Consider the following 20,859-nt stretch of genomic DNA (forward strand, 5'->3'; position numbering starts at 1 on the left):
TCATCCGCCGATTGCGGACATCGGGCGGGTCGGCTGGAGGAAGGTGGGGTCGTCGATGCCGTGCCCGGCACGCTTGCCCCACATCGCGGTACGCCAGCGTCGAGCCAACTCGTCGTCGTCCGCGCCGGTGCGGAGCGCGGCGCGCAGATCCGACTCCTCGGTGGCGAAGAGGCAGGCGCGGACCTGACCGTCGGCGGTCAGCCGGGTGCGGTCGCAGTCCCCGCAGAAGGGGCGGGTGACGCTGGCGATCACACCGACCCGGGCCGGGCCTCCGTCGACCAGCCAGGTCTCCGCCGGTGCCGCGCCGCGCTCGGCCGGGTCCGGGCTGAGATCGAAGGCGGTGCGCAGGGACGCCAGGATCTCCTCGGCGGTGACCATGGTGTCGCGGGCCCAACCGTGCTGGGCGTCCAGCGGCATCTGCTCGATGATCCGCAGCTGGTAGTCGTGATCGAGGGCGAAGCGGAGCAGTGCCGGCGCCTCGTCCTCGTTGACACCCCGCATCAGCACTGAATTGATCTTCACAGGGCTGAGCCCGGCGGCCGCCGCCCCGGCGAGCCCGGCCAGCACCGCGTCGAGGCGGGGGCGGCGGGTCAGCGTGGTGAACCGGCCCGGGTCCAGGGTGTCCAGTGAGACGTTCACCCGATCCAGGCCGGCCGCCCGCAACGCCGGGGCCAGCCGGTCCAGGCCGATGCCGTTGGTGGTCAGCGAGACCCGGGGGCGGGGGTCGAGGGCGGCGACCGCCGCCACGATGTCGACCAGCCCGGATCGGATCAGCGGCTCACCGCCGGTGAACCGCACCTCGGTCACGCCGAGCAGCTCGACAGCCACCCGGACCAGCCGGACGATCTCCTCTTCGGTCAGCAGCTCGGGGCCGGCCAGCCAGGGCAGCCCTTCCGCCGGCATGCAGTAGGTGCAGCGCAGGTTGCACTTGTCGGTGAGGGACACGCGCAGGTCCCGGGCGACACGGCCGTACCGGTCGACGAGGACGCCATCGGTCCTCGGGGCGACGCTCACCTGTCGACCGTAGCGCGCTCGGCCCGGCTCAGGACGGCACGGGCGGTCTGGACGACCACATCTCGGTAGCTGGCGCCGAAGAGCGCGGTGTGCACGAGCAGCACCTGGAGCTGATGCAGGGGCACGCGCTCACGCCAGCCGTCCGGTAGCGGCCAACTCTCCTGGTAGGCGGCCAGCACCCGATCCAGGTGGGGAATGCCGCCGAAGAGGGCGAGCTGGGCGAGATCCGTCTCGCGGTGCCCGCCGTGCGCTGCCGGGTCGATGAGCCAGGCCCGGTCGTCCGCCCCCCACAGCACGTTGCCCGGCCACAGGTCGCCGTGGATGCGCGCGGGCGGCTCGTCGCCGCCGAGCCCGTCGAGGCGACCGATCACCTGCTCGACCAGCGTGGCATCGGCGCTGGTCAACGCGCCACCGTCGACCGAGCGTCGCAGATAGGGGGCGAGTCGGCGCTCGGCGAACCAGGTCGACCAGCGCCCGTCGGTGGGGGTGTTGTCCTGGGGGAGCGAGCCGATGAAGCCGGGCCAGGTCGCACCGAAGGCGGTTGCGCCCGCCCGGTGCAGCCCGGCCAACTCTCGGCCGAAGCGCTCCGCGGCCTCCGGCGTCGGTTCGCCGGGCTCCACCCAGTCGAGCGCCAGCAGCTCCGGCAACACCACGATCACCTCGGGTACGGCCACCGCGCCCGCCTCCCGCAGCCAGCGCAGGCCGGCGGCCTCGGCGGCGAAGAGGCCCTCCGGCGCCGGTCGGTCGGCGCCCTCCGGCCAGGACTTGGCGAAGACGGAGTGGCCGTCGTCCAGGGTGAGCCGGGCGGCGGCGCAGATGTTTCCACCGGCGACCGGCGTCTCCCGGAGCCGCTGATGGGTCCGGAAGGTGGGCAGGTGTGCCGGATGCGCGCGCAGGTACGCCAGGTCCATCAGCGCACGGTAACCGCTCCTTACGACAGCCAGGTGTCGCCCGACGACATCGGCGTTCTTTCCGCACTCGTAGGTGTGGCGCGAGCAGGGAAAACACGCTCAGTAACTGTGGATAAGCCGCGTGTCGTCCACAGGGGTAGCAGGGCCCGGCACGCCCGCCGCAGGCTTCCGACATGACCTCGACCGAACGCCCTCAGCTCGCCGTCCGCTCACCCGCCGACCTGATCGCCGCCGTGCCGTACCTGCTCGGCTTTCATCCCACCGACAGCGTGGTCGCCGTGGCGCTGGTCGGCCGGCAGATCGTCTTCGCCGCCCGCGCGGACCTGCCCGACCCGACCGATACGGGCGGGCTGGCCGGGCACCTGGCCGGTGTGATCCGCCGGCAGGGCGCGGAGGCCGCCACCGTGGTGGGTTACGGGCAACCGGAGCGGGTCACTCCGGCCGTGGACGCGGTGCGCGACGCGCTGAGCGACACCGGGCTGCACGTGCTCGACGCGCTGCGGGTCACCGACGGCCGCTGGTGGTCCTATCTCTGCACCGAGCCCGACTGCTGCCCGCCGGAGGGTCGCCGCTACGACCCGACCGCCAACCGGGTGACCGCCTCGGCGGTCTTCGCCGGCCAGGTCGCACTCCCCGACCGGACGGCCCTGGTGGCGCAGGTGGCACCGGTCGACGGGCCGGCCAGGGAGGCGGCCCGCGCGGCCACCGCCCGGGCCGAGCTGAGACTGGCCGAGCTGGTCGAGCAGGCGCCCGAGAGCGACCTGCTCGGCGCTCGGGCGCTGCGCTCCGCCGGGGTGGCGGCGGTCCGCGAGGCCCAGCGCCGGCAGCGGCGTGGTGAGCGGCTCGATGACGACGAGGTGGCCTGGCTGACCCTGCTGATGACCCACCTGCCGGTCCGCGATCACGCCTGGGAGCGCACCGACGGTCGGGACCGGGACATCGCCCTCTGGACCGACGTGCTGCGCCGGGCCGAGCCGGAGGTGGCCGCCGCTCCCGGCGCGCTGCTGGCGTTCGCCGCCTGGCGGGCTGGGCAGGGCGCGTTGGCGGCGGTCGCGCTCGAACGCACGCTCAGCCTGCACCCCGACTACTCGCTCGCCGTGCTGCTGGACGACCTGCTCCGGCGCGGCGTGCCCCCGGCCGAGCTGGACGGCTGGCCGTCGGTCGGGATGCCCGGGGTCATCCGTCCCCGCAGACGGAGTCGACGTGGCCGCCGCTGACCGGGAGGGCGACGAAGTCATCGGCGCGCGGTGTCTCGACTCCGCTTCACGGATATCGGGTTATCCCCGCTACCGGGACACCCCGATATCAGCAAACCCGAGTCGATCATGCGACAGGGCGGCCCTAGCCGACAGGGCCGATCTTCTTGGCCAGCCCCACGAAGCCCGCCCAGGCGGCCGGTTCGAAGGTCAACGTGCCGCCGTTCCGGTCCTTGGTGTCGCGTACGAGCACGACACCCGGCAGGTTGTCGGCCACCTCGACGCACGCGCCGCCGTTCGAGCTGCTGCGGGTGCTCTTGCGCCAACGGGCGCCGGTCAGGTCATCCATGCTCGCGCTCTCATCAGGTCGATGGTCAGGTCTCGCGGTAGCGCTAACGACCTCACGCTATCCCAGACCGCCCAGAGCGGAGCAACGTCATTACTGAGGCGTCCGGCCGCCTGGTCGTCGAGGTAGCCGACGTCGCCGCCGTCGGGCGTGCTGGCGATGACGAACGGCCCGGCCTGGCCGGGGTGGAAGCCAGCCGTCAGGGGAAGGACGTGGATCATCACCGCTGGCCGCTCGGCGAGCACGATCAGATGATCGAGCTGGTCAGCCATGATGTCGGGTCTTCCCCGCCGCAGCGCGGCCTCGTCGATGACGAAGACGCTCAACGGCGGGCGAGGCCGGTCGAACACGGCGGCCTGCCGGCGGAGGCGTGTTTCCACGTGCGCCTCCAGGTCGTCGTCGGCCCAGAGCCCGCTGCTCAACACGGCTCGCGCGTACGCCTCGGTTTGCAGCAGGCCGGGTAAAACAGCGGACTCGTACCACCGCAGCCCCACGGCCTCGCGCTCAATGTCCGTCCAGGGCCGGAACCACGCCGGCTCGCGTCGCTTGTACAGGTCGGGCCAGAGATCGCTCTCGTCGCGGCCGAGGACCTCGGCGACCTTCGACCGGTGTCGAGTCTGTGGAATCCGTCCCGGGTTCGCCCATTTGGCCGCCGTCTTGGGATCAACCCCGATCTGGGCGGCGAGACTGTCGGCGGTCAGGCCGGATTTCGACATGGCTTCAGCGACGGCGCGGTTCATCCGGTTCTCCTCCAGTACGTCCGAGACGTCCACTGGAGATATTCCTACGCAGTGTATTCGGCTGGCAACCCTTGGAAGTGTGCGTCTGAGACGGCGCGATTGGTGGGGACTACCCGAGACCCGGTGGTCGCGTTCGTGTCGGGGCCGCCTCGTGGACGAGCACTCAGGGGCGGCCCCTCCCAACGACGAGGAGGAGACATGCCGGACAAGCTCATGGACCGGCCCGCATCACGCGGGGCCACGCCAACGGTGCCGCGATGATCGGGACGATGAAGGCCGGTGACCTCGTACGCCTGTCCCGCGCGGCAAGCCCGCAGTTCGTCAAGCCCATCACGGTCCGGGTCATCCGCGAGCTGACCGACCGCCACACCTACCACGGCTGGACCTGGATCGAGGCGTACGAGCTGGGACCGGATGGCGACGCACGGGCCAAACGAGAGCTGTTCGTGCTCCGCGAAGGAGCCGACCTGTTGGCGTCCGGCCCGCCGACGCGGCGCGAACCAGTGGGGGCTGGCCGATGACCGAGGAGGCGGAACACCCGCTGCTCAAGCCCGCGTGGCGCTGCCGTACCTGCGGGATCGCCTGGCCCTGCTCGACCGCGAAACTGCGCCTGCTCGGTCGGTATCGCGGCCGACCCGACGAGTTGATCGAGCACCTGAAGGCACTGCAAGCCGAAGCGACCGAACACCTTACCGAGCTGTACGGCGGCAAGACTCCGGAGGGCCTGACCGAACGTTTCACCGGCTGGGTCAAGGCTCGATAGCCCCGCCGACTCCCGCCCCGGCGCTGATCCCTCGTCCCCCGAGGTCGATCGCCCGGGGCGGGTACCTCCGTCGAAGGATGTACGCGTTGCTCCTGTCCACGGCCGACGCGGCCGGGCCGCTGCCGCCGGAGAATGATCTCGTGGCTGATCTCCGCGTTGGTACGACATGACCCCCGAGTTGCTGCTGTCGCTGGCCGGGCTGGCGTTGATCGACAGCACCAGCATCGGCACCCTCTTCATCCCGGTCTGGCTGCTGCTCGCACCCGGGCCGGTCAACGCCCGGCGGATCCTGGGCTACCTCGCCACCATTGCGGCGTTCTACCTCGCGGTGGGGCTGCTGCTGGTCTGGGGCGGCAGCAGGCTGGGTGACGCGCTGGGCGGCGCCCTGGACAACCCGGCTGTCCTCTGGGCGCAACTCGTCCTGGGCGTGGGAATGCTGGCGCTCAGCTTCCGCTACGACGGCAAGCGGCGCCCCCGTACCGGTGGTGTGTTGCGCTGGCGGGACCGGGCCACCGCCGGAGATTCGTCGGCCCGCTGGTTGGTGGGGCTCGCGCTCCTCGCGGCGCTCGCCGAGGTGGCGACCATGCTCCCGTACCTCGGTGCGGTGGGTCTGTTGGCCACCTCCGGGGTGGGGGCGGTGAGCGTGGTGGGGCTGCTCACCGGGTACTGCCTGGTCATGGTGGTGCCGGCGGTGCTGTTGCTGGGTGCCAGGGTGGCCCGCCCGCGACTGGTCGAGCCGGTGCTGGCCCGTCTGAACACCTGGATCGTCACGAAGGCGGGCAGCGCGTTGGGCTGGATCCTCGGCATCGCCGGCTTCCTGATCGCCCGCGACGCCGCCGCACGGCTGGCCCTTTTCGACCTGATCGACCGGATCGGCCGCTGACGGGCCGCCCGCCTCAGGCTGGCTGCTCCACCGTGATCCGGTGCGGCCCGGTGTAGACGTTCATGGTCCGCCCCCGCAGGAAGCCGACAAGTGTCATCCCCGCCTCGTCGGCCAGTTCGGCGGCGAGGGTGCTCGGGGCGGACACCGCGGCCAGCAGTGGCAACCCGGCCATCCACGCCTTCTGGGTCAGCTCGAAGCTGGCCCGGCCGGAGACCAGCAGCAGATGCCCGGCGAGCGGCAGCCGGCGTTCCCGCACGGCCCAGCCGATCACCTTGTCCACGGCGTTGTGCCGGCCCACGTCCTCTCGAAGGACCACCAGCTCACCGTCGGGGGTGAACAGGCCCGCCGCGTGCAGCCCGCCGGTCCGATCGAAGCCGCGCTGGGCGGCGCGCAACCGGTCGGGCAGCTCGACGAGCAGCGTGGCCGGCACGCTGAGCGGATCCGCCGCGACCGGAAAGAGCGACCGGGTGCGTACCGCGTCGATGCTGGCCTTGCCGCAGACCCCGCAGGAGCTGGTCGTGTAGAAGTTCCGGGACGGGTCGGTGGTCGGTTCCGGTACGCCGGGGGCGAGCACCACGTCCACCACGTTGTACGTGTTCGGCGTCTCCGCGCCGGCGCAGAGCTGCGCGGTCAGCACGTCGTCGGTCGACCGGATCAGCCCCTCGGTCAGCAGGAACCCGATGGCCAGGTCCAGGTCGTCGCCGGGGGTGCGCATGGTGACAGCGAGCGGCCGACGTCGGCCGGGGCCGACCGCGCCGACCCGGATCTCCAGCGGCTCCTCCACGGCGAGGGTGTCCGGTCGGCGGACCGACCCGCGCCCGGCGGTCACCGCGTCCAGGTCGATCCGGACCACACCCCGTCGATCAGTTGCCCGTCCCATCCCGCCATCCTCCACCCCCCGCCGGCACACCCGCACGGCCACCGGCCATCGAGCACCCGCGAGCGCCGGCCCGACCGAGCGCCGACCCGGCTACGGTGGCCGGATGGGGACGTACGCCGCCGTGGTGCTCGCGGGTGGGGCCGCCCGACGGATGGGCGGGGTCGACAAGCCCGCGCTTCCGGTCGGCGGCCGGCCGATGCGTGACCGGGTGCTGGCCGCCGTCGCCGATGCGACGCCGCGGGTGCTGGTCGGTGCGGCCGACGCCGTCCCGGCGGGTGTGCGGGTCGTTAGGGAGGACCCGCCGGGCGGGGGCCCGGTCGCCGCGGCGGCGGCCGGCCTGACGCTGTTGGAACCCGACACCACCCTGGTCGCGCTGCTCGCCGCCGACCTGCCGCTGCTCACCCGGGCCGCGATCGGTGACCTGCTGAGCCACCTCACCGACCCGGCCACCGCAGCCGGCGGCGAGGGGCGACCTGACGGGGCGTGCTTCGTGGACGGGGACGGCCGGCGGCAGTCGCTCTGCGGTGTCTGGCGGGTCGCCGCGCTGCGGGCAGCGTTGCACCGGCTGACGGTCGAGCGGGGTGGCGGTCTGTCCGGAGCCCCGGTCCGGGCGCTGCTGGCCGGTCTCGTCGTGCGGGAGGTGGCCTGGTCCGGCGAGGGCCCGCCGCCGTGGTTCGACTGCGACACTGACGAGGACGTACGCCGGGCGGAGGAGTGGGCGCGATGACGGTGATGGACGACTGGGTCACGGCGGTGTGCGCCGAGTTGGATCTGGACCCGGCCGGGGTGCCGGTGCCAGCGGTGCTGGATTTGGCCCGGGACGTCGCCCACCAGGTGCTGCGTCCGGGGGCACCGGTCACCGCGTACCTCTTCGGGTTGGCGGTTGGCCGGGGCGCGGAGCCGGCGGACGTCGCGGCCCGGCTCAGCGCGCTGGCCGGTGCCTGGCCGGTCGAGTTGGGCGCCGACCCCGTGGACCGGACGGCCCCCTGACCGCCGCTGTCCGATCCCGGTCCGGGCTGATTCGACCCACGGGCGGCGTGGGTAGGGTGATCGTGACGGACGGAGGCGATCATGACGGCTGACCACCCCTCGGCGCCGCACGGTGAGCTGCCCGGCGCTTCGACTGAGCCGGCGGAATCGATCCTGCTCGACGAGCCCAGCACCACCGACCTGCGGGCCAAGGTGACCGAGGCGTGGCGGGAGTTCGCCCGCGCGCTCGCCGTACGGCTGCGGGAACTTCCCGTCGGCGCGCACCTCGACGTGACCCTGGACCCCACCGCCTCCGGCACCGGGGACGCCGTCTATTCGATCAGCGTCGACGTGGACGCGGACCGGGTGCTGTCCGCCCGCGCGGTCGGGAACGCCACGCTTCCGGCGGGCTACCGACTGGACCGGGGTGCGGTGGCGGACATGGTCGCGCTCGGTTGGTCCCCGCCCGGGGTGGTCGCCGGCTCCGGCGGCGCCTTCGGGCTGAACGCCACGACGAGCGAGTCGACCCAGGTCGCCACGCTGCTCTCCCGCACCCTGCGCGACGTCTACGGTGCTCCGCACCCGGCCTTCCTCGTCTACCTGGTGCACGACGCCGAGGGTGAACCGTTGGCCGTGGACCCGCTGGGCACCGCGCGCAGCGAGTTCGGCCCGGACGCCGACGTCGAGGCGGACCTGGAGGAGGCGTTGGCCGAGGCGGCCGCCACGCAGGTCGAGCGGGACGACGTGCTCGACCTGGCCGATCGGGTCCGTACCGTGGTCTCCACGATGTTGAAGTCGGACACCGACCGGTTGCAGATCGACTCGGACGGCGACATCACCATCCGCGCCGGCTCGGCGATGGTCTTCGTACGGGTGCGGGACAACCCGCCCCTGGTGGACGTCTTCTCCCCGGTGCTCACCGAGGTGGAGCCGACCGAGCGGCTCTACGTCAAGCTCTCCGAGCTGACCAACCGGATGCCGATCGGCCGCCTCTACTGCGCCGACGACACGGTCTGGGCGTCCATCCCGGTGTTCGGCCGCAACTTCCAGGCGACCCATCTGATGCTGGCCGTGCAGGTGATGACGGGTCTCGCCGACGAGTTGGACGACCGTCTGCACGGCGAGTTCGGCGGCAAGCGGTTCTTCGGTGAGGGTGACAAGCCGGTCCGACGCGACGAGTCGGAGCACCGCACCGGCATGTACCTCTGAAACCCGATCAGGCCACGTCCAGCAGGGTCTTGCCGACCGTCGCGCGCGCCTCGATGGCGGCGTGCGCGTCGGCGGCGCGTTCCAACGGGAAACGCTGGCCGATGAGCGGTCGCAGGCGGCCGGCCGCCGCGTCCGCCAGGGCCTGTTCGGTGTACGCCCGCAGCCGCGCGGGTGGCACGTCCGGCCGGATCAGGGTGACCTGCCGTGCCGTGGCGGCCTCCGCCGACACCGGGGACCACTCCCCGCTCGCCAATCCGAAGCTGACCATCCGGCCGCCCGGGGAGAGCAGGTCGAAGGCGGCCCGGGCCACCGCACCGCCGACCCCGTCGAGCACCACGTCGACCCCACCGACCGCAGCTCGGACCTGCTGGGCCCACCCGGGCCGGAGGTAGTCGACGGCAAGCTCGGCACCCAGGCCGGGTAACAGGTCCACCTTGCGTCGCCCACCGGCCGCGCCGATCACCCGGGCTCCGGCCCGGGCCGCGAGCTGCACCAGCAGGCTGCCCACGCCGCCGGCCGCGGCTTCCACCAGCACCCGGTCACCTGGGCGGACGCCGACCGCATCGGTCAGCATGGTGGCGGTCCGCCCGTCGGCCAGCAGCGCCACCGCCTGGTCCAGCGCCAGCCCGGCCGGCACCGCGATCGACGCCGACGCGTCCACCGCCGCGCGTTCGGCGTAACCGCCCGAACCTCCGGTGGCGCTGATCACCCGCTGCCCGGTCAGCGTCGGGTCGACGTCCGACCCGACCGCGCTGATCACCCCGCCGACGCCGTTGCCGGGGATCAGCGGTGGGGTGAGGCGGAACGGGCCGGGGTGACCGGCGCGCAGTTGCGTCTCGATGAAGGTGATGTTGGCGTGCGCGACGTCGATCAGCACCTGGCCGGGGCCGGGCACCGGGTCGGGCGCGGGGCCGGGCACCAGCACCCCGGGCCCGCCGAACTCACGTAACCAGATCGCCCGCATGACACGTCCCCTCGGCCTCGGTGGGCTGCCTCGCCCCCCGGGGTCAGTCCACCTCCTCAACCCGACTTGAGGTCAAGAGCGGCCGGCGGACGGGCCGACGCCGGGCGATTCGACCAGCCGGGAGAGCACGATGGTGCTGCGGGTGGAGGTCACGAAGGACTCGGCCCGCAGCCGCTCCAGCGCCGCCTCCAGATGGGCGATGTCGGCGGCGCGCAGGTGTACGAGCGCGTCCGCCTCCCCGGAGACGGTGTACGCGCCGACCACCTCGGGGTGCCGGCGAGCGGCCACCCCGATCTGCGCCGGGGTGGTCCGGCCGGCGCAGAACAGCTCGACGAATGCCTCCGTCGTCCAGCCGACGGCGGCCGGGTCAACGACAGCCGTGAATCCCCTGATCACGCCGGTGGCGCGTAGCCGGTCGACGCGTCGCTTGACCGCTGGGGCGGAGAGTGACACCCGGGCACCGATGTCGGCGTACGACGCCCGGGCGTCCGCGACGAGTAACGCAATGATCCGCTGGTCTACCGCATCTATCTGCAACGTTCCGCCTCTGGGAAGCAACGCTTGTGGCTGTTTTCAACGTTCTACGGTACCTACTCTTGGTGACCGTGAACCAGCAGCGTTTCCCGCGAAAGCGGACATATCTCATGTGCTCACCGGAGCACTTCGCGGTCGAGTACGCGATCAACCCGTGGATGGACGTGACCACCCCGGTCAACCGGGACCTGGCCGTCAAGCAGTGGGACCGGCTGCGCGAGACGCTTGTCGGCCTCGGCCACGAGGTGCACCTGCTCACCCCCGAGCGGGGCCTGCCCGACATGGTCTACGCCGCCAACGGCGGCTTCGTGGTGGATGGCAGCGTCTACGGCGCCCGGTTCAAGCACGAGCAGCGGGCCGCCGAGGCTGCCGCCCACCACGCCTTCTACGAGGCGCAGGGCTGGCGGTTCATCGCGCCCAGCGAGACCAACGAGGGTGAGGGCGACTTCGCGTACGTGCCGGAGGCGCACGGCGGGCTCATCCTGGCCGGGCACGGCTTCCGTACCGAGATCCCGGCGCACGCGGAGGCGCAGGAGGCGCTGGGTCGTCCGGTGGTGTCGCTGCGGCTGATCGACCCCCGCTTCTACCACCTGGACGTGGCGCTGGCGGCCATCGACGACGCGAACATCGTGTACTTCCCGGGCGCGTTCTCCGCGGCCAGTCAGCGGGTGCTCACCCAGCTCTTTCCGGACGCGGTGATCGCCGACGACGAGGACGCGATGGCCTTCGGGCTCAACCTGGTCAGCGACGGCGCGAACGTGGTCCTCAACAGCGAGGCCACCCGCCTGGCCGGCAAGCTCAAGGCGGCCGGGTACACCCCGGTCCCGGTTGAGCTGGCCGAGCTGAAGAAGGGCGGCGGCAGCGTGAAGTGCTGCATCGCCGAGCTGCGGCACTGACCCGCGAACGTCTCGGGGCCGGCCTCCCACTGGGAGACCGGCCCCGAATCGTGCTCCGGGTGGGCGTTCAGCCCAGCGTGGCCAGCTCGTTGATCAGCACGTTCGACATGACCTGACCGTCGCGCTGCACCTCGCGCAGGTACCACTTCTGCTGCGGGGTACGCGGCTGGTTGAACTGCCAGATGCCGCGTGGGCTGTCGATCTGGCCGATCTTGCCCAGGGCCAGGTTGACCTGCTGCGGCGTGGGCTTCCCGCCGGCCAGCTGGATGGCCTGGTCGAGCACCTGCGCCGCGTCGTACGACGCCATCGCGTACGTGGTGGGGGTGACCTGGTACTTCTTGCGGTACGCCGAGGCGAAGACCCGGTTCGACGTGTTGTTCAGGTCGGCCGAGTAGTTCAGCGCGGTCTGGATGCCCAGCGCGTTGTCCTTCAGGTTGTCCAGCACGTTGCCCTCGGTGAGGAAGCCGGGTGCGTAGATCGGCCCGGCGAACTTCTCCCGCAGCTGCTTGATGAACTCCACCGCGGCCGCCCCGGCGAAGAAGCAGAAGACCGCCGTGGGCTTCTTGGCCAGCGCCCTGGTGATGTCCGAGGCGTAGGTGGTCTTGCCGGGGTTGGAGGTGGCGTTGGTGTAGGTCACCGCGTCGCGAATCCGGGGGTCGCTCGCGCCGAACTCCTGCCGGAAGCCACGGACCACGTCCGAGCTGCCGACGTTCTCCGGCATGATGATCGCGACGCGGCCGTTCGCCGGCAGCTGGTCGCGCAGGTAGCGGCCCAGCGCCCGACCGGCCTCGTCGAGCACGTACGAGGTCCGCCAGATGTAGAAGACGCTCTGCAGGCTGCTCGGCGAGGCGTTGGAGCCGATCAGCGGGACCCGGGCCTGCTCCACGGTGTCCCGGATGCCGATCATCACCGCCGAGTTGACCACGCCGGTGAGCGCCAGCACGCCCTGCTTGAGCAGACCTTCGACGGCGGCCTTGCCGGTCTTCGCGGTGTCGCCCTCGTCGGCGGTGAGCAGCTCCACCGGGTGGCCGCCCAGCCGCTGGTCGTGCAGGTCGAGGAAGAGCTGGAAGCCGTTGGTGATGTCGTCGCCGATGCTCTTGAAACCACCGGCCTGTGGCGTGATCAACCCGATCTTGACCGGACTGCGGTCGGCGGTCGATCCGGCGTCACTGTCTGAGCCACAACCGGCGACGAACCCGGTGGTACCGAGCGCGGCCAACAGTTGGAGCGCCCGCCTGCGATTCATCTGCGACACCGAGTTCCTTCCAAGGAGCGTTACAGGGCCGAACACCGCCCCTCCGGCGTTCTACCTGGTCCGCGACGCTGCGTCAATGGCTAGTGATCATCGTGCAGGGACCGCAACACAGCGAGGACCTGAGGCCAGGCGGCGGACTCCGGGTCGATCAGCCCGAAATGCTCGCATCCGGGCAGTTCAACAAGGGAAATATCGGAACCTGCGGCACGGGCCTCCGCGACGAAATCCCGGCTCATCTCCGCCGGAACCTGGTGGTCGTCCGAGCCGTGCACAACTACTGTGCGTGTCCGTATCGGTACCAACATTCGTGGATCCGCTGCCGCGTACCGGTCCGGGACCTCCGCCGGGCCTCCGCCGAGCAGCGCGGCGACCGCGCCCGAGTCGAGATCTCGCCGGTACGCCTCGCCGAGATCGGCCACCGGAGCCAGGGCGAGCACCCCGCTCACCGTCGCCGGGGCGGTGGCCGCCGCATACAGCGCCAGGTGGCCGCCGGCGGAGTGCCCGACCAGAACCGGCGCGGCCAGGCTCACCCGGCCGGGGAGCGCCTCGGCCGCCAGCCTGGGCAACTCGGCCACCCCGGTCAGTACGTCGGTGAGGGTGCCCGGCCAGCCACCCCCCGGCTGCCCCGTCCGGCGGTATTCCAGCTGCGCCACCGGGTAGCCAGCAGCGGCGAGGGCCGCCGCCAGCGGGCCGGTGTGCCGCCGGTCGTACTCGGCCCGCCAGAAACCGCCGTGCAGGACGACCACCAGCGGCCGGGCCGCCCCGGTGCCCGCCGGGAGGCGCAGATCCGCCACCTGATCCGGGTCGTCGCCGTACGCCACGGTTCGGTCCGGATCCGGGGCGGGGCGGGTCAACACGGCGCGCGGGTCGACAGGCATGGCGCGACGGTAGCGCGCCCCGCCCGGGTGGTTCGGCCCCGGGAGTCGGTCCCGGCCGGCATGGTCCGCGCCCGCTGGGTAAAGATGGACCCCATGACCGAAGCGCGCTCCGCTGGACAGAACGACGAGCCCGGCCCCGACGACTCCGGCCACTCCGGCACCGTTGTGGTGGTCGGCCCGGACGGCCGGCCGATCGGCACGATGCAGACCGACGAGGGCCAGGGTGAGGATCCGACCCGCCTGGTCGAACAGCCGGCCAAGGTGATGCGGATCGGCAGCATGATCAAGCAGTTGCTGGAGGAGGTGAAGGCCGCACCTCTCGACGACGCCAGCCGCAACCGGATGCGGGAGATCCACGAACGGTCGATCGTCGAGCTCAAGGAGGGCCTCGCCCCCGAGCTGCGCGACGAGCTGGAGCGCATCTCGCTGCCCTTCGCCGAGGACAAGGCCCCCAGCGAGGGTGAGCTGCGGATCGCGCACGCCCAGCTCGTCGGCTGGCTGGAAGGGCTGTTCCACGGCATCCAGGCGGCCCTGGTGGCCCAGCAGATGGCTGCCCGGGTGCAGCTGGAGCAGATGCGCGGCGGCCGGCAGGCGCTGCCCAGCGGCCCCGGCGGGGTCGTCCCCGGGATGCCGGGCATCGGCCAGCCGGGCGGCGGCGAGGGTCACAACACCGGTCAGTACCTCTGACCTCAGTCCACCCCGAAGATCTTTTCCAGGTACGCCGCCACGCCGTCCTCGGTGTTCGCCGTCGTCACGTCGTCGGCGACCGCCAGGACGGCGCGGTGCGCGTTGGCCACCGCCACGCCACGCCCGGCCCAGGTCAGCATCGGGACGTCGTTGGGCATGTCGCCGAAGGCCAGCACGTCCGCCGCGGCCACCCCGAGCTGGTCGCAGTACCAGGCCAGCCCCGCCGCCTTGGTCACCCCGGCCGCGGAGATCTCCACCAGCCCCGAGGACGACGAGTGCGTGGCCTCGGCCAACCCGGCCACCGCCGTGGCGATCAGCTCGGCGAAGGCGTCCGGGTCCTGCTCGCCGGCCCGGGCGAGGAGCTTCACGGCCGGCACCGAGAGCAACTCCTCCGGCGTCTCGATCGGCCTGATGCCGTTGGGGTCGACGTCCCAGCGCAGCGGGTAGTGCGCCTCGTGGCGCATCTCCCGGCTGTCCAGGATCTCCACGGCGAAGCTGATCCCGGGCACCTCGGCCCGTAGCCTCCGGGCCACCTCGGCCAGGTGGTGCGGTGCGAGCGGGTCAGCCCGCACCACCTCGTCGGAGAACGGGTCGTAGACCACGGCGCCGTTGGCGCAGACCGCCGGCAGCGGCTGGGCGAGCTGGTCGTACACCATCTTGAGCCAGCGGACCGGACGGCCGGTGACCAGGACGACCGGCGTGCCTCGCGCGGAGATCCGCGCGAGCAGGTCGGCGGTGCGTGGGCTGACGGTGTGGTCGTCGCGGATCAGCGTGCCGTCGATGTCGGTGGCGATGAGGCGGGGTGTGTCTCCCATTACCGGGACAGTAGCCGGTCCAGATACACCGCCACCCCGTCGTCGTCGTTGCGCAAGGTCACCTCGTCGGCGGCGGCGCGTAGAGCGGGGTGCGCGTTGGCCACGGCCACCCGCGACCAGCCGGCCCACTCGAACATCGGCAGGTCGTTGGGCATGTCACCGAAGACCAGCACATCGGCCGGGTCGACCCCGAGCGTCTGCGCCACCACGGTCAGCCCGGTCGCCTTGTCCACGCCGGGCGGGCTGATCTCGATGAAGCCGAGCCCGGCCTGGGTGAGCGTGGCGACCTGCGGTGGGACGATCCGGCGAGCCACCGCCAGCAGCTCGTCCACGTGGTGGTCGGCGGTCCGGGCGAATGCCTTGATCACGTCGCAGGCCAGGCACTCGTCGCGTGTGCGCGCCTCGAAGCGGTCCTGGTATGGCCAGCTCTCGTGGTAGTCGCCCCACAGCGGGGCGTCGTGCTCGTCGGACGCCTCGACCATCACGGTCAGTGGGCCGACCTCCGCCTCCAGGTCGGCGAGGAGCCGGGCCAGCACCTCGGCGGGCAGCCGCTCGTCGCGGAGCACCACCGGGCCGCTCGGGTCGCTCTGGTCGACCACCCGCCCACCACCGGCCATCACCAGAAAGTCGGCGGCGCGGATGTCGTTGCGGGTCAACTCGGTCAGCCGAGGGCCGCGTCCGGTCGCGCCGACCACCGGAATTCCGGCGGCGCGCACCCGGTCGAGCACCCCATGGGTGTACGCGGAGACAGTGTCATCGCTGCGGACCAGCGTCCCGTCGAGGTCGGTCGCGATCAACTTGGGCAGTCCCGGGCGGGTCATCGTTCCTCCTTCGCCCGCCGCCGTCGCACCGCCAGGGTCAAGGAACTGAGGCCCGGCGTGACGGCGGGCAGCAACCGTACCTCGCGGAACGGGTCGCATCCATGACTTCCAGGCGAATCGGACGCCAACCCCGGGCACCCGCGAGATGTCCCCCGCGCGCTGCCCCACCTCGCGCGCGATCTTGCACTTTCGGTTGCCGTTTTGCGGGTTTATGCGCCCTATGGCGGGACCGCAACTGCAAGATCGGCGCGGTGAGGGTGGGTGGGGTTAGGGCTGGGGGTCGGGGCGGGCGAAGGGGGCGGCCGGGGTGACCGTCAGGTCGGCGGGGGCGGGGAGGCCGTCCTCGATCGGGTCGGGCTCGCGGCGGCGGCGCCAGGATCGCGGTGCTGGCGCGTCGGCGGGGCGGTCATCGTCTGGTGGCCCGGTGAACGGGCCCGGCCCTGCGGCGGGCGTCAGCCGCAGGGCGGCCGCGAAGAGCACACAGGCGGCGAACGCCATCACCAGCCCACGGCCGTACTCGACCTGAAAGCCGTCCTGGGGCGAGTAGAAGAAGTTTCGCTGACCGGGGTTGTCGAGGCTGGTCGTGGCGGCCACCAGCAGCGCCAGCAGGGCGCCGGCCAGGGTGAGACCGGCCAGCCGGGCGTTCGGCCGCACGGCCGCCGTGCCGCGCAACGCCAGCGCCACGGTGCAGACGAGGGCGAGAAGCCCGACCAGGTAGCCGACCCCGAAGCCACCGACCTCGGACACCCCGGCGGGCACCTCGATCGTCGCGTTCCCCTCGGGCCCGCCGTTCGGCAGGCTCATCACCAGCCACTCACCGACGAGCGACGCGATCGCGGCCACCGCGCCCAGGCCGGCGAGCAGCAGGGGGAGCCGAGGATCCTGCGCGAAGTCGGCCAGGGACCAGGCGAACCGGCGTCGCGGGGCCGGCTCGACGGCACCCCACTCGATCACCGCCGGGGCCTCGGATCGGTCGCCCTGCCGCGGGATTGGAAGCTCCTCGGACATCGGCCACCCTTCCGCCGGTCACGGACCTGGTCGCATCATGGCACAACAAACTGGTGGTGACAGGGATCGCAGGACTGGCGAGCGCGCCGGTCTGTCGCTCGGCGGTCGCGTTTCCGCTAGCGTTTGCCCCATGCCTATCCGTACCGCTTCAGCACAATGGCAGGGCAATCTCACCGAGGGCGCGGGCACCGTCCGCACCGGTAAGGGCGGCCTGTCCGGCAACTACTCCTTCAAGTCGCGCTTCGAGGAGGGCGAGGGCACCAACCCCGAGGAGCTGATCGCCGCCGCGCACGCCGGCTGCTTCTCGATGGCGTTCTCCAAGGCGCTCGCCGACGCGGGCTCGACGGCCACCTCGGTCGAGACCACCGCCAAGGTGCACCTGGACAAGACCGACGCCGGCATGACCGTGACCCGGATCGACCTGGAGACGGTTGGTCAGGTCCCGGGGATCGACGACGCGGAGTTCCAGAAGCTCGCCGAGGCCGCCAAGGCCAACTGCCCGATCTCCCGCCTGCTCTCGCCGGGTGCCGAGATCACCCTCAACGCCCGCCTGGCTGCCTGAGCAGTTCGACCCACACCGTACGTCCACGGAAGGAGCCTCCGCCCGGTAGCGGGTGGTCGCTTCTTCCGTGCAGGTGCGGACGACGGTCCCGGTCCTCCACAGCAGGACCGGGCCGGGTGCCCCCGCGTCGGGCACAATGGGCGAGGTGCCGGTGGAGATGAGCCGTGAGCGCTTCGAGGAGTTGGTCGGCGAAGCCCTCGACGAGGTGCCCGAAGAACTGCTCGGCCTGATGAACAACGTCGTGATCCTGGTCGAGGACGACCCGCCGCCGGGAGAGGTCGACCTGCTCGGCCTCTACGAGGGGCACGCGCTCACCGAGCGCGGCTGGGACTATTCCGGCGTGCTGCCCGACCGGATCTTCATCTACCGCCATCCGATCCTGCGGATCTGCGACAACGACGAAGACGTCATCGACGAGGTGGCGGTGACAGTGGTGCACGAGATCGCCCACCACTTCGGCATCGACGACGCGCGGTTGCACGCCCTCGGCTGGGGCTGAGCCCGCCGGTCGACGCCAACCCGCGCCCGCCTGATCGCGCGCCACGCCGCGCCGCGTGACCGACGGGCGGTGCTTGCCGAGGTCGCCTACCGTCGGAGCAGCGAACGCGACCCTATTCAGGAGGCCCTTTCATGCGCAGCGAGCTGTTCTCCGCGGAGAATCTGGAGAAGGAGTCCGCGCAGCCCGGCATGCGGTTGCAGAACTCCAAAATGTTGAAGATCGAGCTCAACGGCGAGGCGATGGCCCGGGTCGGGTCGATGGTCGCCTACCAGGGGAATGTGCAGTTCCAGGCGCTGGGCTCAGGCGGGCTCGGCAAGTTCCTCAAGCAGAAGCTCACCGGCGAGGGCGTCCCGCTGATGAAGGTCTCCGGCCAGGGTGACGTCTTCCTCGCCGAGCTCGCCAAGGACGTGCACATCATCGACCTGGAGCCGGGCGACGCCCTCTCCATCAACGGCAGCAGCGTGCTCGCCTTCGACTCCACCCTTCAATACGACATCAGGATGGTCGGCGGCGCCGGGATGGCGTCCTCGTCCGGCCTCTTCAACTGTGTGTTCAGTGGCTACGGGCGGATCGCCATCACCACCAAGGGCACCCCGGTCGTGCTCAACGTGGACGCCCCGACGTACGTCGACCCGCAGGCCGCGGTGTGCTGGTCGGCCAACCTCCAGACCGGCTACCACCGGGCCGAGCAGATGGGCCTCGGCACCCTGCTCGGCCGCCGCACCGGTGAGTCGTTCACGATGAGCTTCGCCGGCCAGGGCTTCGTGGTGGTGCAGCCGTCCGAGGAGCCGCCGATCATGGGCAGCGGCCAGCAGCAGCAGGAGGGCGGTCTGCTCGGCGGCCTGCTGAGCTGACCGCAGCGGCGCGGGCGCTCCATTTTCGGGGCGCCCCCGCCCGGTCAGGTCAACTCACCGGTACGCAGTCGGGTCAGCCAGGCCGCCGCGTCGGCGTAGTCGACGTCGGAGAGGCCCGCCGGCGCGGGTACCGGACGTTCGCCCGCCGCCTCGGCCCACCGGTGCCGGGGATAGGAGCCCAGGAAGCGGACGTCGGCACAGACCCGGCGGAGCCCCTGCAACGCCTCGCCCAGGCGTACGTCGGCCACGTGGCCGGTGCAGTCCAGGAAGAAGACGTAGCGGCCCAGCGCCTCGCCGGTCGGGCGGGACTCGATCCGGGTCAGGTTGACCCCACGGACGGCCAGCTCCATCAGCACGGACAGCAGCGCGCCGACCCGGTCGTGGGCGATGTAGACCGCCAGCGAGGTGAGGTCGTCACCGGTCGGCGGTGGCGGCGGCCCGGGGCGGGACACGAGCGCGAACCGGGTCACCGCGTCGGGGTGATCGGCGATCTTGTCGGCGAGTGTGGTGAGTCGGTGCCGGGAGGCGCCGATCGGTGCGCAGATCGCCGCGTCGTACTCACCCGTGCCGGCACCGGCGGCGGCCGCTCCGTTGGAGAGCACATCGACGACCACGGCGTCGGGCAGGTGATCGCGTAGCCAGCCCCGGCACTGGGTGGAAGCCTGCGGATGGGCCGCCACGGTGCGGATCGAGGTCAGCGAGGTGCCGGGCCGCGCGGCGAGCACGAACTCCACCGCCAGGATCACCTCCCGGGTGATCACCAGCGGCTCGCCCTCGGCCATCTCGTCGAGCGTGACGCCGACCGCGCCGCCGATCGAGTTTTCCAGTGGCACCAGCGCGGCGTCGGCGTCGCCGGCGCGGACGCTGTCCAGCGCCTCTCCGACGCTACGGGCGGGCGTACGGGTGCCGCGCTCGGCGGCGGGTACGGAGCGCAGGGCCTGTTCGGCGAAGGTGCCCTCCGGCCCGAGGAAGACGAAACGTGTCGGCGGTGTTCCCGGCATGCCGATCAGCCTACGCACCCGGCCCATTGGCCGGGCCGGCGTCGCAGGCGAGGGTGCGGATCCCGGCCGGGCTGGTGGCGCGTACCTCGACGGTGCAGACGTCCGTGCCGGCGGTGACCAGCACCGGGGCGCTTGGCTTGCCCCGGGTGACCACCTGGAGTTCCTCGTGCCCGGTCACCGCCAGCACGGTGAAGTGCCAGTCACCGGCACAGAGCGGCCCGGTGCGGACCTGGACGCGGACGTTCGCCGGCAGCACTCCGGCCCGGCCGCGCAGCAGTTGCAGCACCCGCTGCCCGGTCGGCCCGTTGCGGCAGGCCGTCGCGACCGACCCGGCGTCGGGGGTGGGCGTCACCGTGGCGAGAGACGGTGGGGTCGCCGACGGGGTCGCCGGTGCGGTGCTCGGGCCGGGCGTCGTCGGGGTGGCGGTGTGGGTGGGCACGCTGGTCGGCTCTCCCACCCCGGGTGGGGCGCCACAGCCGGCCAGCGCCGCGACGGCGAGCGCCGCCAGCACCGTCGGCAGGGCCGGGGCGATGGTCCGCGCGGGAACGCGGTCGGCTGCCCGGCCAGGAGTCGCCGGTGGGGCGTGCATCGCCGCCCGCGGTGAGGGGGACGCGGGGTGGGGTGGGGTGAACGGCACGGGCCGATCCTCGGGACATCGGAGAATTCGTCGCGGCCGGGGTGGCCGAGCCCATCGTAGGGTGAGCGGCCGATCGGGTGAAGGTCATCCGGTGACGCGATGCCCGGCGCGCTGGAGCGCGGCGGTGCCCTCCGCCAGCCGGACGGTCGGCACCAGCAGGTAGTCGGTGTCGAACGTGGAGAACGTGACGGCGCTGACCCGTGCCTCGGCGAGCGGGTCGACGAGCGCGGCCAGGCTGCCGGTGCCGGCCGGCGCCACCGGGGCGGTGACCCGCAGGCAGCGCCAGGTCGTCTCCACCACCGCCTGTGCCGGTGCCCGGTCGGTCGGGCAGATCACCGAGATCCCGTCGGAGGTCCAGCTCACCGTCACCACGTCCGCGCCGCGCAGCCCACTCGACAGCGCGTACGGCAGGGTGGTGCCGGCGGCCAACCGGCACACGGCGTATTCCCCCGGCAGCAGAGCGATATCGAGCATGAGGGCACCCTACGGCCTTCGTGCGGGCCTACCCCGGCAACGCCGCGTGCGGCGAAGGACACA

General features: G+C 72.1%; 27 protein-coding genes. 12 read left to right on the forward strand and 15 right to left on the reverse strand.

Annotation, left to right across the window (positions count from 1 at the left end; translation table 11 throughout):
* Positions 1–1,014 (reverse strand): GTP 3',8-cyclase MoaA, encoded by a 1,014-nt coding sequence (moaA, locus tag AC5L30_RS22070; protein WP_494869518.1) that lies wholly within the window; start codon positions 1,012–1,014, stop codon positions 1–3.
* Positions 1,011–1,925 (reverse strand): fructosamine kinase family protein, encoded by a 915-nt coding sequence (locus AC5L30_RS22075; RefSeq protein WP_494869519.1) that lies wholly within the window; start codon positions 1,923–1,925, stop codon positions 1,011–1,013. Before AC5L30_RS22075 ends, moaA begins: the two co-directional genes overlap by 4 nt.
* A gap of 173 nt (positions 1,926–2,098) precedes the next feature.
* Here AC5L30_RS22075 and AC5L30_RS22080 point away from each other — a divergent pair, with 173 nt between their 5' ends.
* Positions 2,099–3,142, forward strand: coding sequence for a DUF4192 domain-containing protein (locus AC5L30_RS22080; RefSeq protein ID WP_494869521.1), 1,044 nt, complete (start codon positions 2,099–2,101; stop codon positions 3,140–3,142).
* Positions 3,143–3,266: 124 nt separating this feature from the next.
* Here the strand turns inward: AC5L30_RS22080 and AC5L30_RS22085 are convergent, their stop codons facing one another.
* Both AC5L30_RS22085 and AC5L30_RS22090 read right to left on the reverse strand, forming a co-directional pair.
* Positions 3,267–3,470, reverse strand: coding sequence for a DUF397 domain-containing protein (locus AC5L30_RS22085; protein WP_494869522.1), 204 nt, complete (start codon positions 3,468–3,470; stop codon positions 3,267–3,269).
* Positions 3,458–4,207, reverse strand: coding sequence for a Scr1 family TA system antitoxin-like transcriptional regulator (locus AC5L30_RS22090; protein WP_494869683.1), 750 nt, complete (start codon positions 4,205–4,207; stop codon positions 3,458–3,460). Before AC5L30_RS22090 ends, AC5L30_RS22085 begins: the two co-directional genes overlap by 13 nt.
* Positions 4,208–4,464: 257 nt before the next feature.
* Between AC5L30_RS22090 and AC5L30_RS22095 the strand changes: the two genes are divergently transcribed.
* The 3 genes from AC5L30_RS22095 to AC5L30_RS22105 all read left to right on the forward strand — a co-directional run bounded on the left by AC5L30_RS22095 (position 4,465) and on the right by AC5L30_RS22105 (position 5,853).
* Positions 4,465–4,728 carry a hypothetical protein gene (locus AC5L30_RS22095; RefSeq protein WP_494869523.1) on the forward strand — a complete coding sequence of 88 codons (264 nt, stop codon included), beginning with the start codon at positions 4,465–4,467 and terminating at the stop codon, positions 4,726–4,728.
* Positions 4,725–4,970 carry a flavin reductase gene (locus AC5L30_RS22100; protein WP_494869525.1) on the forward strand — a complete coding sequence of 82 codons (246 nt, stop codon included), beginning with the start codon at positions 4,725–4,727 and terminating at the stop codon, positions 4,968–4,970. Before AC5L30_RS22095 ends, AC5L30_RS22100 begins: the two co-directional genes overlap by 4 nt.
* A gap of 166 nt (positions 4,971–5,136) precedes the next feature.
* The gene (locus AC5L30_RS22105; RefSeq protein ID WP_494869526.1) at positions 5,137–5,853 is read left to right on the forward strand and encodes a GAP family protein; all 717 of its coding nucleotides are present in this window, start codon (positions 5,137–5,139) and stop codon (positions 5,851–5,853) included.
* Positions 5,854–5,866: 13 nt separating this feature from the next.
* On the opposite strand, the gene fdhD is transcribed toward AC5L30_RS22105, so the two are convergent.
* Positions 5,867–6,733 carry a formate dehydrogenase accessory sulfurtransferase FdhD gene (fdhD, locus tag AC5L30_RS22110; protein ID WP_494869527.1) on the reverse strand — a complete coding sequence of 289 codons (867 nt, stop codon included), beginning with the start codon at positions 6,731–6,733 and terminating at the stop codon, positions 5,867–5,869.
* Positions 6,734–6,836: 103 nt separating this feature from the next.
* Here fdhD and mobA point away from each other — a divergent pair, with 103 nt between their 5' ends.
* From mobA to AC5L30_RS22125, 3 genes are all read left to right on the forward strand, one after another.
* Positions 6,837–7,460, forward strand: coding sequence for a molybdenum cofactor guanylyltransferase (gene mobA, locus AC5L30_RS22115; RefSeq protein WP_494869528.1), 624 nt, complete (start codon positions 6,837–6,839; stop codon positions 7,458–7,460).
* Positions 7,457–7,723: a DUF6457 domain-containing protein gene (locus AC5L30_RS22120; RefSeq protein ID WP_494869529.1), complete on the forward strand. Its 267-nt coding sequence runs from the start codon at positions 7,457–7,459 to the stop codon at positions 7,721–7,723. The genes mobA and AC5L30_RS22120 overlap by 4 nt, the downstream gene beginning before the upstream one ends.
* 81 nt (positions 7,724–7,804) lie before the next feature.
* The gene (locus AC5L30_RS22125) at positions 7,805–8,911 is read left to right on the forward strand and encodes a T3SS (YopN, CesT) and YbjN peptide-binding chaperone 1 (RefSeq protein WP_494869530.1); all 1,107 of its coding nucleotides are present in this window, start codon (positions 7,805–7,807) and stop codon (positions 8,909–8,911) included.
* Between the two features lie 7 nt (positions 8,912–8,918).
* On the opposite strand, the gene AC5L30_RS22130 is transcribed toward AC5L30_RS22125, so the two are convergent.
* Together AC5L30_RS22130 and AC5L30_RS22135 are read right to left on the reverse strand one after the other, a co-directional pair.
* Positions 8,919–9,875 (reverse strand): zinc-binding dehydrogenase, encoded by a 957-nt coding sequence (locus AC5L30_RS22130; protein WP_494869531.1) that lies wholly within the window; start codon positions 9,873–9,875, stop codon positions 8,919–8,921.
* A 72-nt stretch (positions 9,876–9,947) separates the two neighbouring features.
* Positions 9,948–10,412: an Lrp/AsnC family transcriptional regulator gene (locus AC5L30_RS22135; protein ID WP_494869532.1), complete on the reverse strand. Its 465-nt coding sequence runs from the start codon at positions 10,410–10,412 to the stop codon at positions 9,948–9,950.
* A gap of 59 nt (positions 10,413–10,471) precedes the next feature.
* Here AC5L30_RS22135 and ddaH point away from each other — a divergent pair, with 59 nt between their 5' ends.
* Positions 10,472–11,305 carry a dimethylargininase gene (gene ddaH / locus AC5L30_RS22140; RefSeq protein WP_494869534.1) on the forward strand — a complete coding sequence of 278 codons (834 nt, stop codon included), beginning with the start codon at positions 10,472–10,474 and terminating at the stop codon, positions 11,303–11,305.
* Positions 11,306–11,372: 67 nt separating this feature from the next.
* Here ddaH and AC5L30_RS22145 read toward each other — a convergent pair whose 3' ends face one another.
* The gene (locus tag AC5L30_RS22145) at positions 11,373–12,560 is read right to left on the reverse strand and encodes an ABC transporter substrate-binding protein (RefSeq protein ID WP_494869536.1); all 1,188 of its coding nucleotides are present in this window, start codon (positions 12,558–12,560) and stop codon (positions 11,373–11,375) included.
* A gap of 80 nt (positions 12,561–12,640) precedes the next feature.
* On the reverse strand, positions 12,641–13,438 hold the full coding sequence (locus tag AC5L30_RS22150; protein WP_494869538.1) for an alpha/beta hydrolase family protein: 798 nt from the start codon (positions 13,436–13,438) through the stop codon (positions 12,641–12,643).
* 84 nt (positions 13,439–13,522) lie between these two features.
* Here AC5L30_RS22150 and AC5L30_RS22155 point away from each other — a divergent pair, with 84 nt between their 5' ends.
* Positions 13,523–14,125 carry a bacterial proteasome activator family protein gene (locus AC5L30_RS22155; protein WP_091396749.1) on the forward strand — a complete coding sequence of 201 codons (603 nt, stop codon included), beginning with the start codon at positions 13,523–13,525 and terminating at the stop codon, positions 14,123–14,125.
* Between the two features lie 2 nt (positions 14,126–14,127).
* Here AC5L30_RS22155 and AC5L30_RS22160 read toward each other — a convergent pair whose 3' ends face one another.
* From AC5L30_RS22160 to AC5L30_RS22170, 3 genes are all read right to left on the reverse strand, one after another.
* Positions 14,128–14,940 (reverse strand): HAD family hydrolase, encoded by an 813-nt coding sequence (locus AC5L30_RS22160; RefSeq protein WP_494869540.1) that lies wholly within the window; start codon positions 14,938–14,940, stop codon positions 14,128–14,130.
* Complete coding sequence (locus AC5L30_RS22165; RefSeq protein WP_494869542.1) at positions 14,940–15,761, reverse strand: HAD family hydrolase; 822 nt, start codon at positions 15,759–15,761, stop codon at positions 14,940–14,942. The genes AC5L30_RS22160 and AC5L30_RS22165 overlap by 1 nt, the downstream gene beginning before the upstream one ends.
* Positions 15,762–16,028: 267 nt before the next feature.
* Positions 16,029–16,769 (reverse strand): hypothetical protein, encoded by a 741-nt coding sequence (locus tag AC5L30_RS22170; RefSeq protein ID WP_494869544.1) that lies wholly within the window; start codon positions 16,767–16,769, stop codon positions 16,029–16,031.
* Between the two features lie 130 nt (positions 16,770–16,899).
* Between AC5L30_RS22170 and AC5L30_RS22175 the strand changes: the two genes are divergently transcribed.
* The 3 genes from AC5L30_RS22175 (at position 16,900) to AC5L30_RS22185 (ending at position 18,684) form a co-directional block, all read left to right on the forward strand.
* Complete coding sequence (locus tag AC5L30_RS22175) at positions 16,900–17,331, forward strand: OsmC family protein (protein WP_112583873.1); 432 nt, start codon at positions 16,900–16,902, stop codon at positions 17,329–17,331.
* 151 nt (positions 17,332–17,482) lie between these two features.
* Positions 17,483–17,830, forward strand: a complete 348-nt coding sequence (locus AC5L30_RS22180; protein ID WP_030487733.1) for a metallopeptidase family protein — start codon at positions 17,483–17,485, stop codon at positions 17,828–17,830.
* 131 nt (positions 17,831–17,961) lie between these two features.
* Positions 17,962–18,684 carry an AIM24 family protein gene (locus tag AC5L30_RS22185; RefSeq protein ID WP_494869546.1) on the forward strand — a complete coding sequence of 241 codons (723 nt, stop codon included), beginning with the start codon at positions 17,962–17,964 and terminating at the stop codon, positions 18,682–18,684.
* A 44-nt stretch (positions 18,685–18,728) separates the two neighbouring features.
* Here AC5L30_RS22185 and pheA read toward each other — a convergent pair whose 3' ends face one another.
* From pheA to AC5L30_RS22200, 3 genes are all read right to left on the reverse strand, one after another.
* Entirely contained in the window at positions 18,729–19,685 is a 957-nt protein-coding gene (gene pheA / locus AC5L30_RS22190) for a prephenate dehydratase (RefSeq protein WP_494869548.1), read from the reverse strand.
* Between the two features lie 10 nt (positions 19,686–19,695).
* On the reverse strand, positions 19,696–20,322 hold the full coding sequence (locus tag AC5L30_RS22195; RefSeq protein ID WP_494869549.1) for a hypothetical protein: 627 nt from the start codon (positions 20,320–20,322) through the stop codon (positions 19,696–19,698).
* An 84-nt stretch (positions 20,323–20,406) separates the two neighbouring features.
* Positions 20,407–20,796, reverse strand: a complete 390-nt coding sequence (locus AC5L30_RS22200) for an ACT domain-containing protein (protein ID WP_494869550.1) — start codon at positions 20,794–20,796, stop codon at positions 20,407–20,409.
* Positions 20,797–20,859: the final 63 nt, after the last annotated feature.

This window comes from Micromonospora sp. BQ32 (assembly GCF_059358895.1).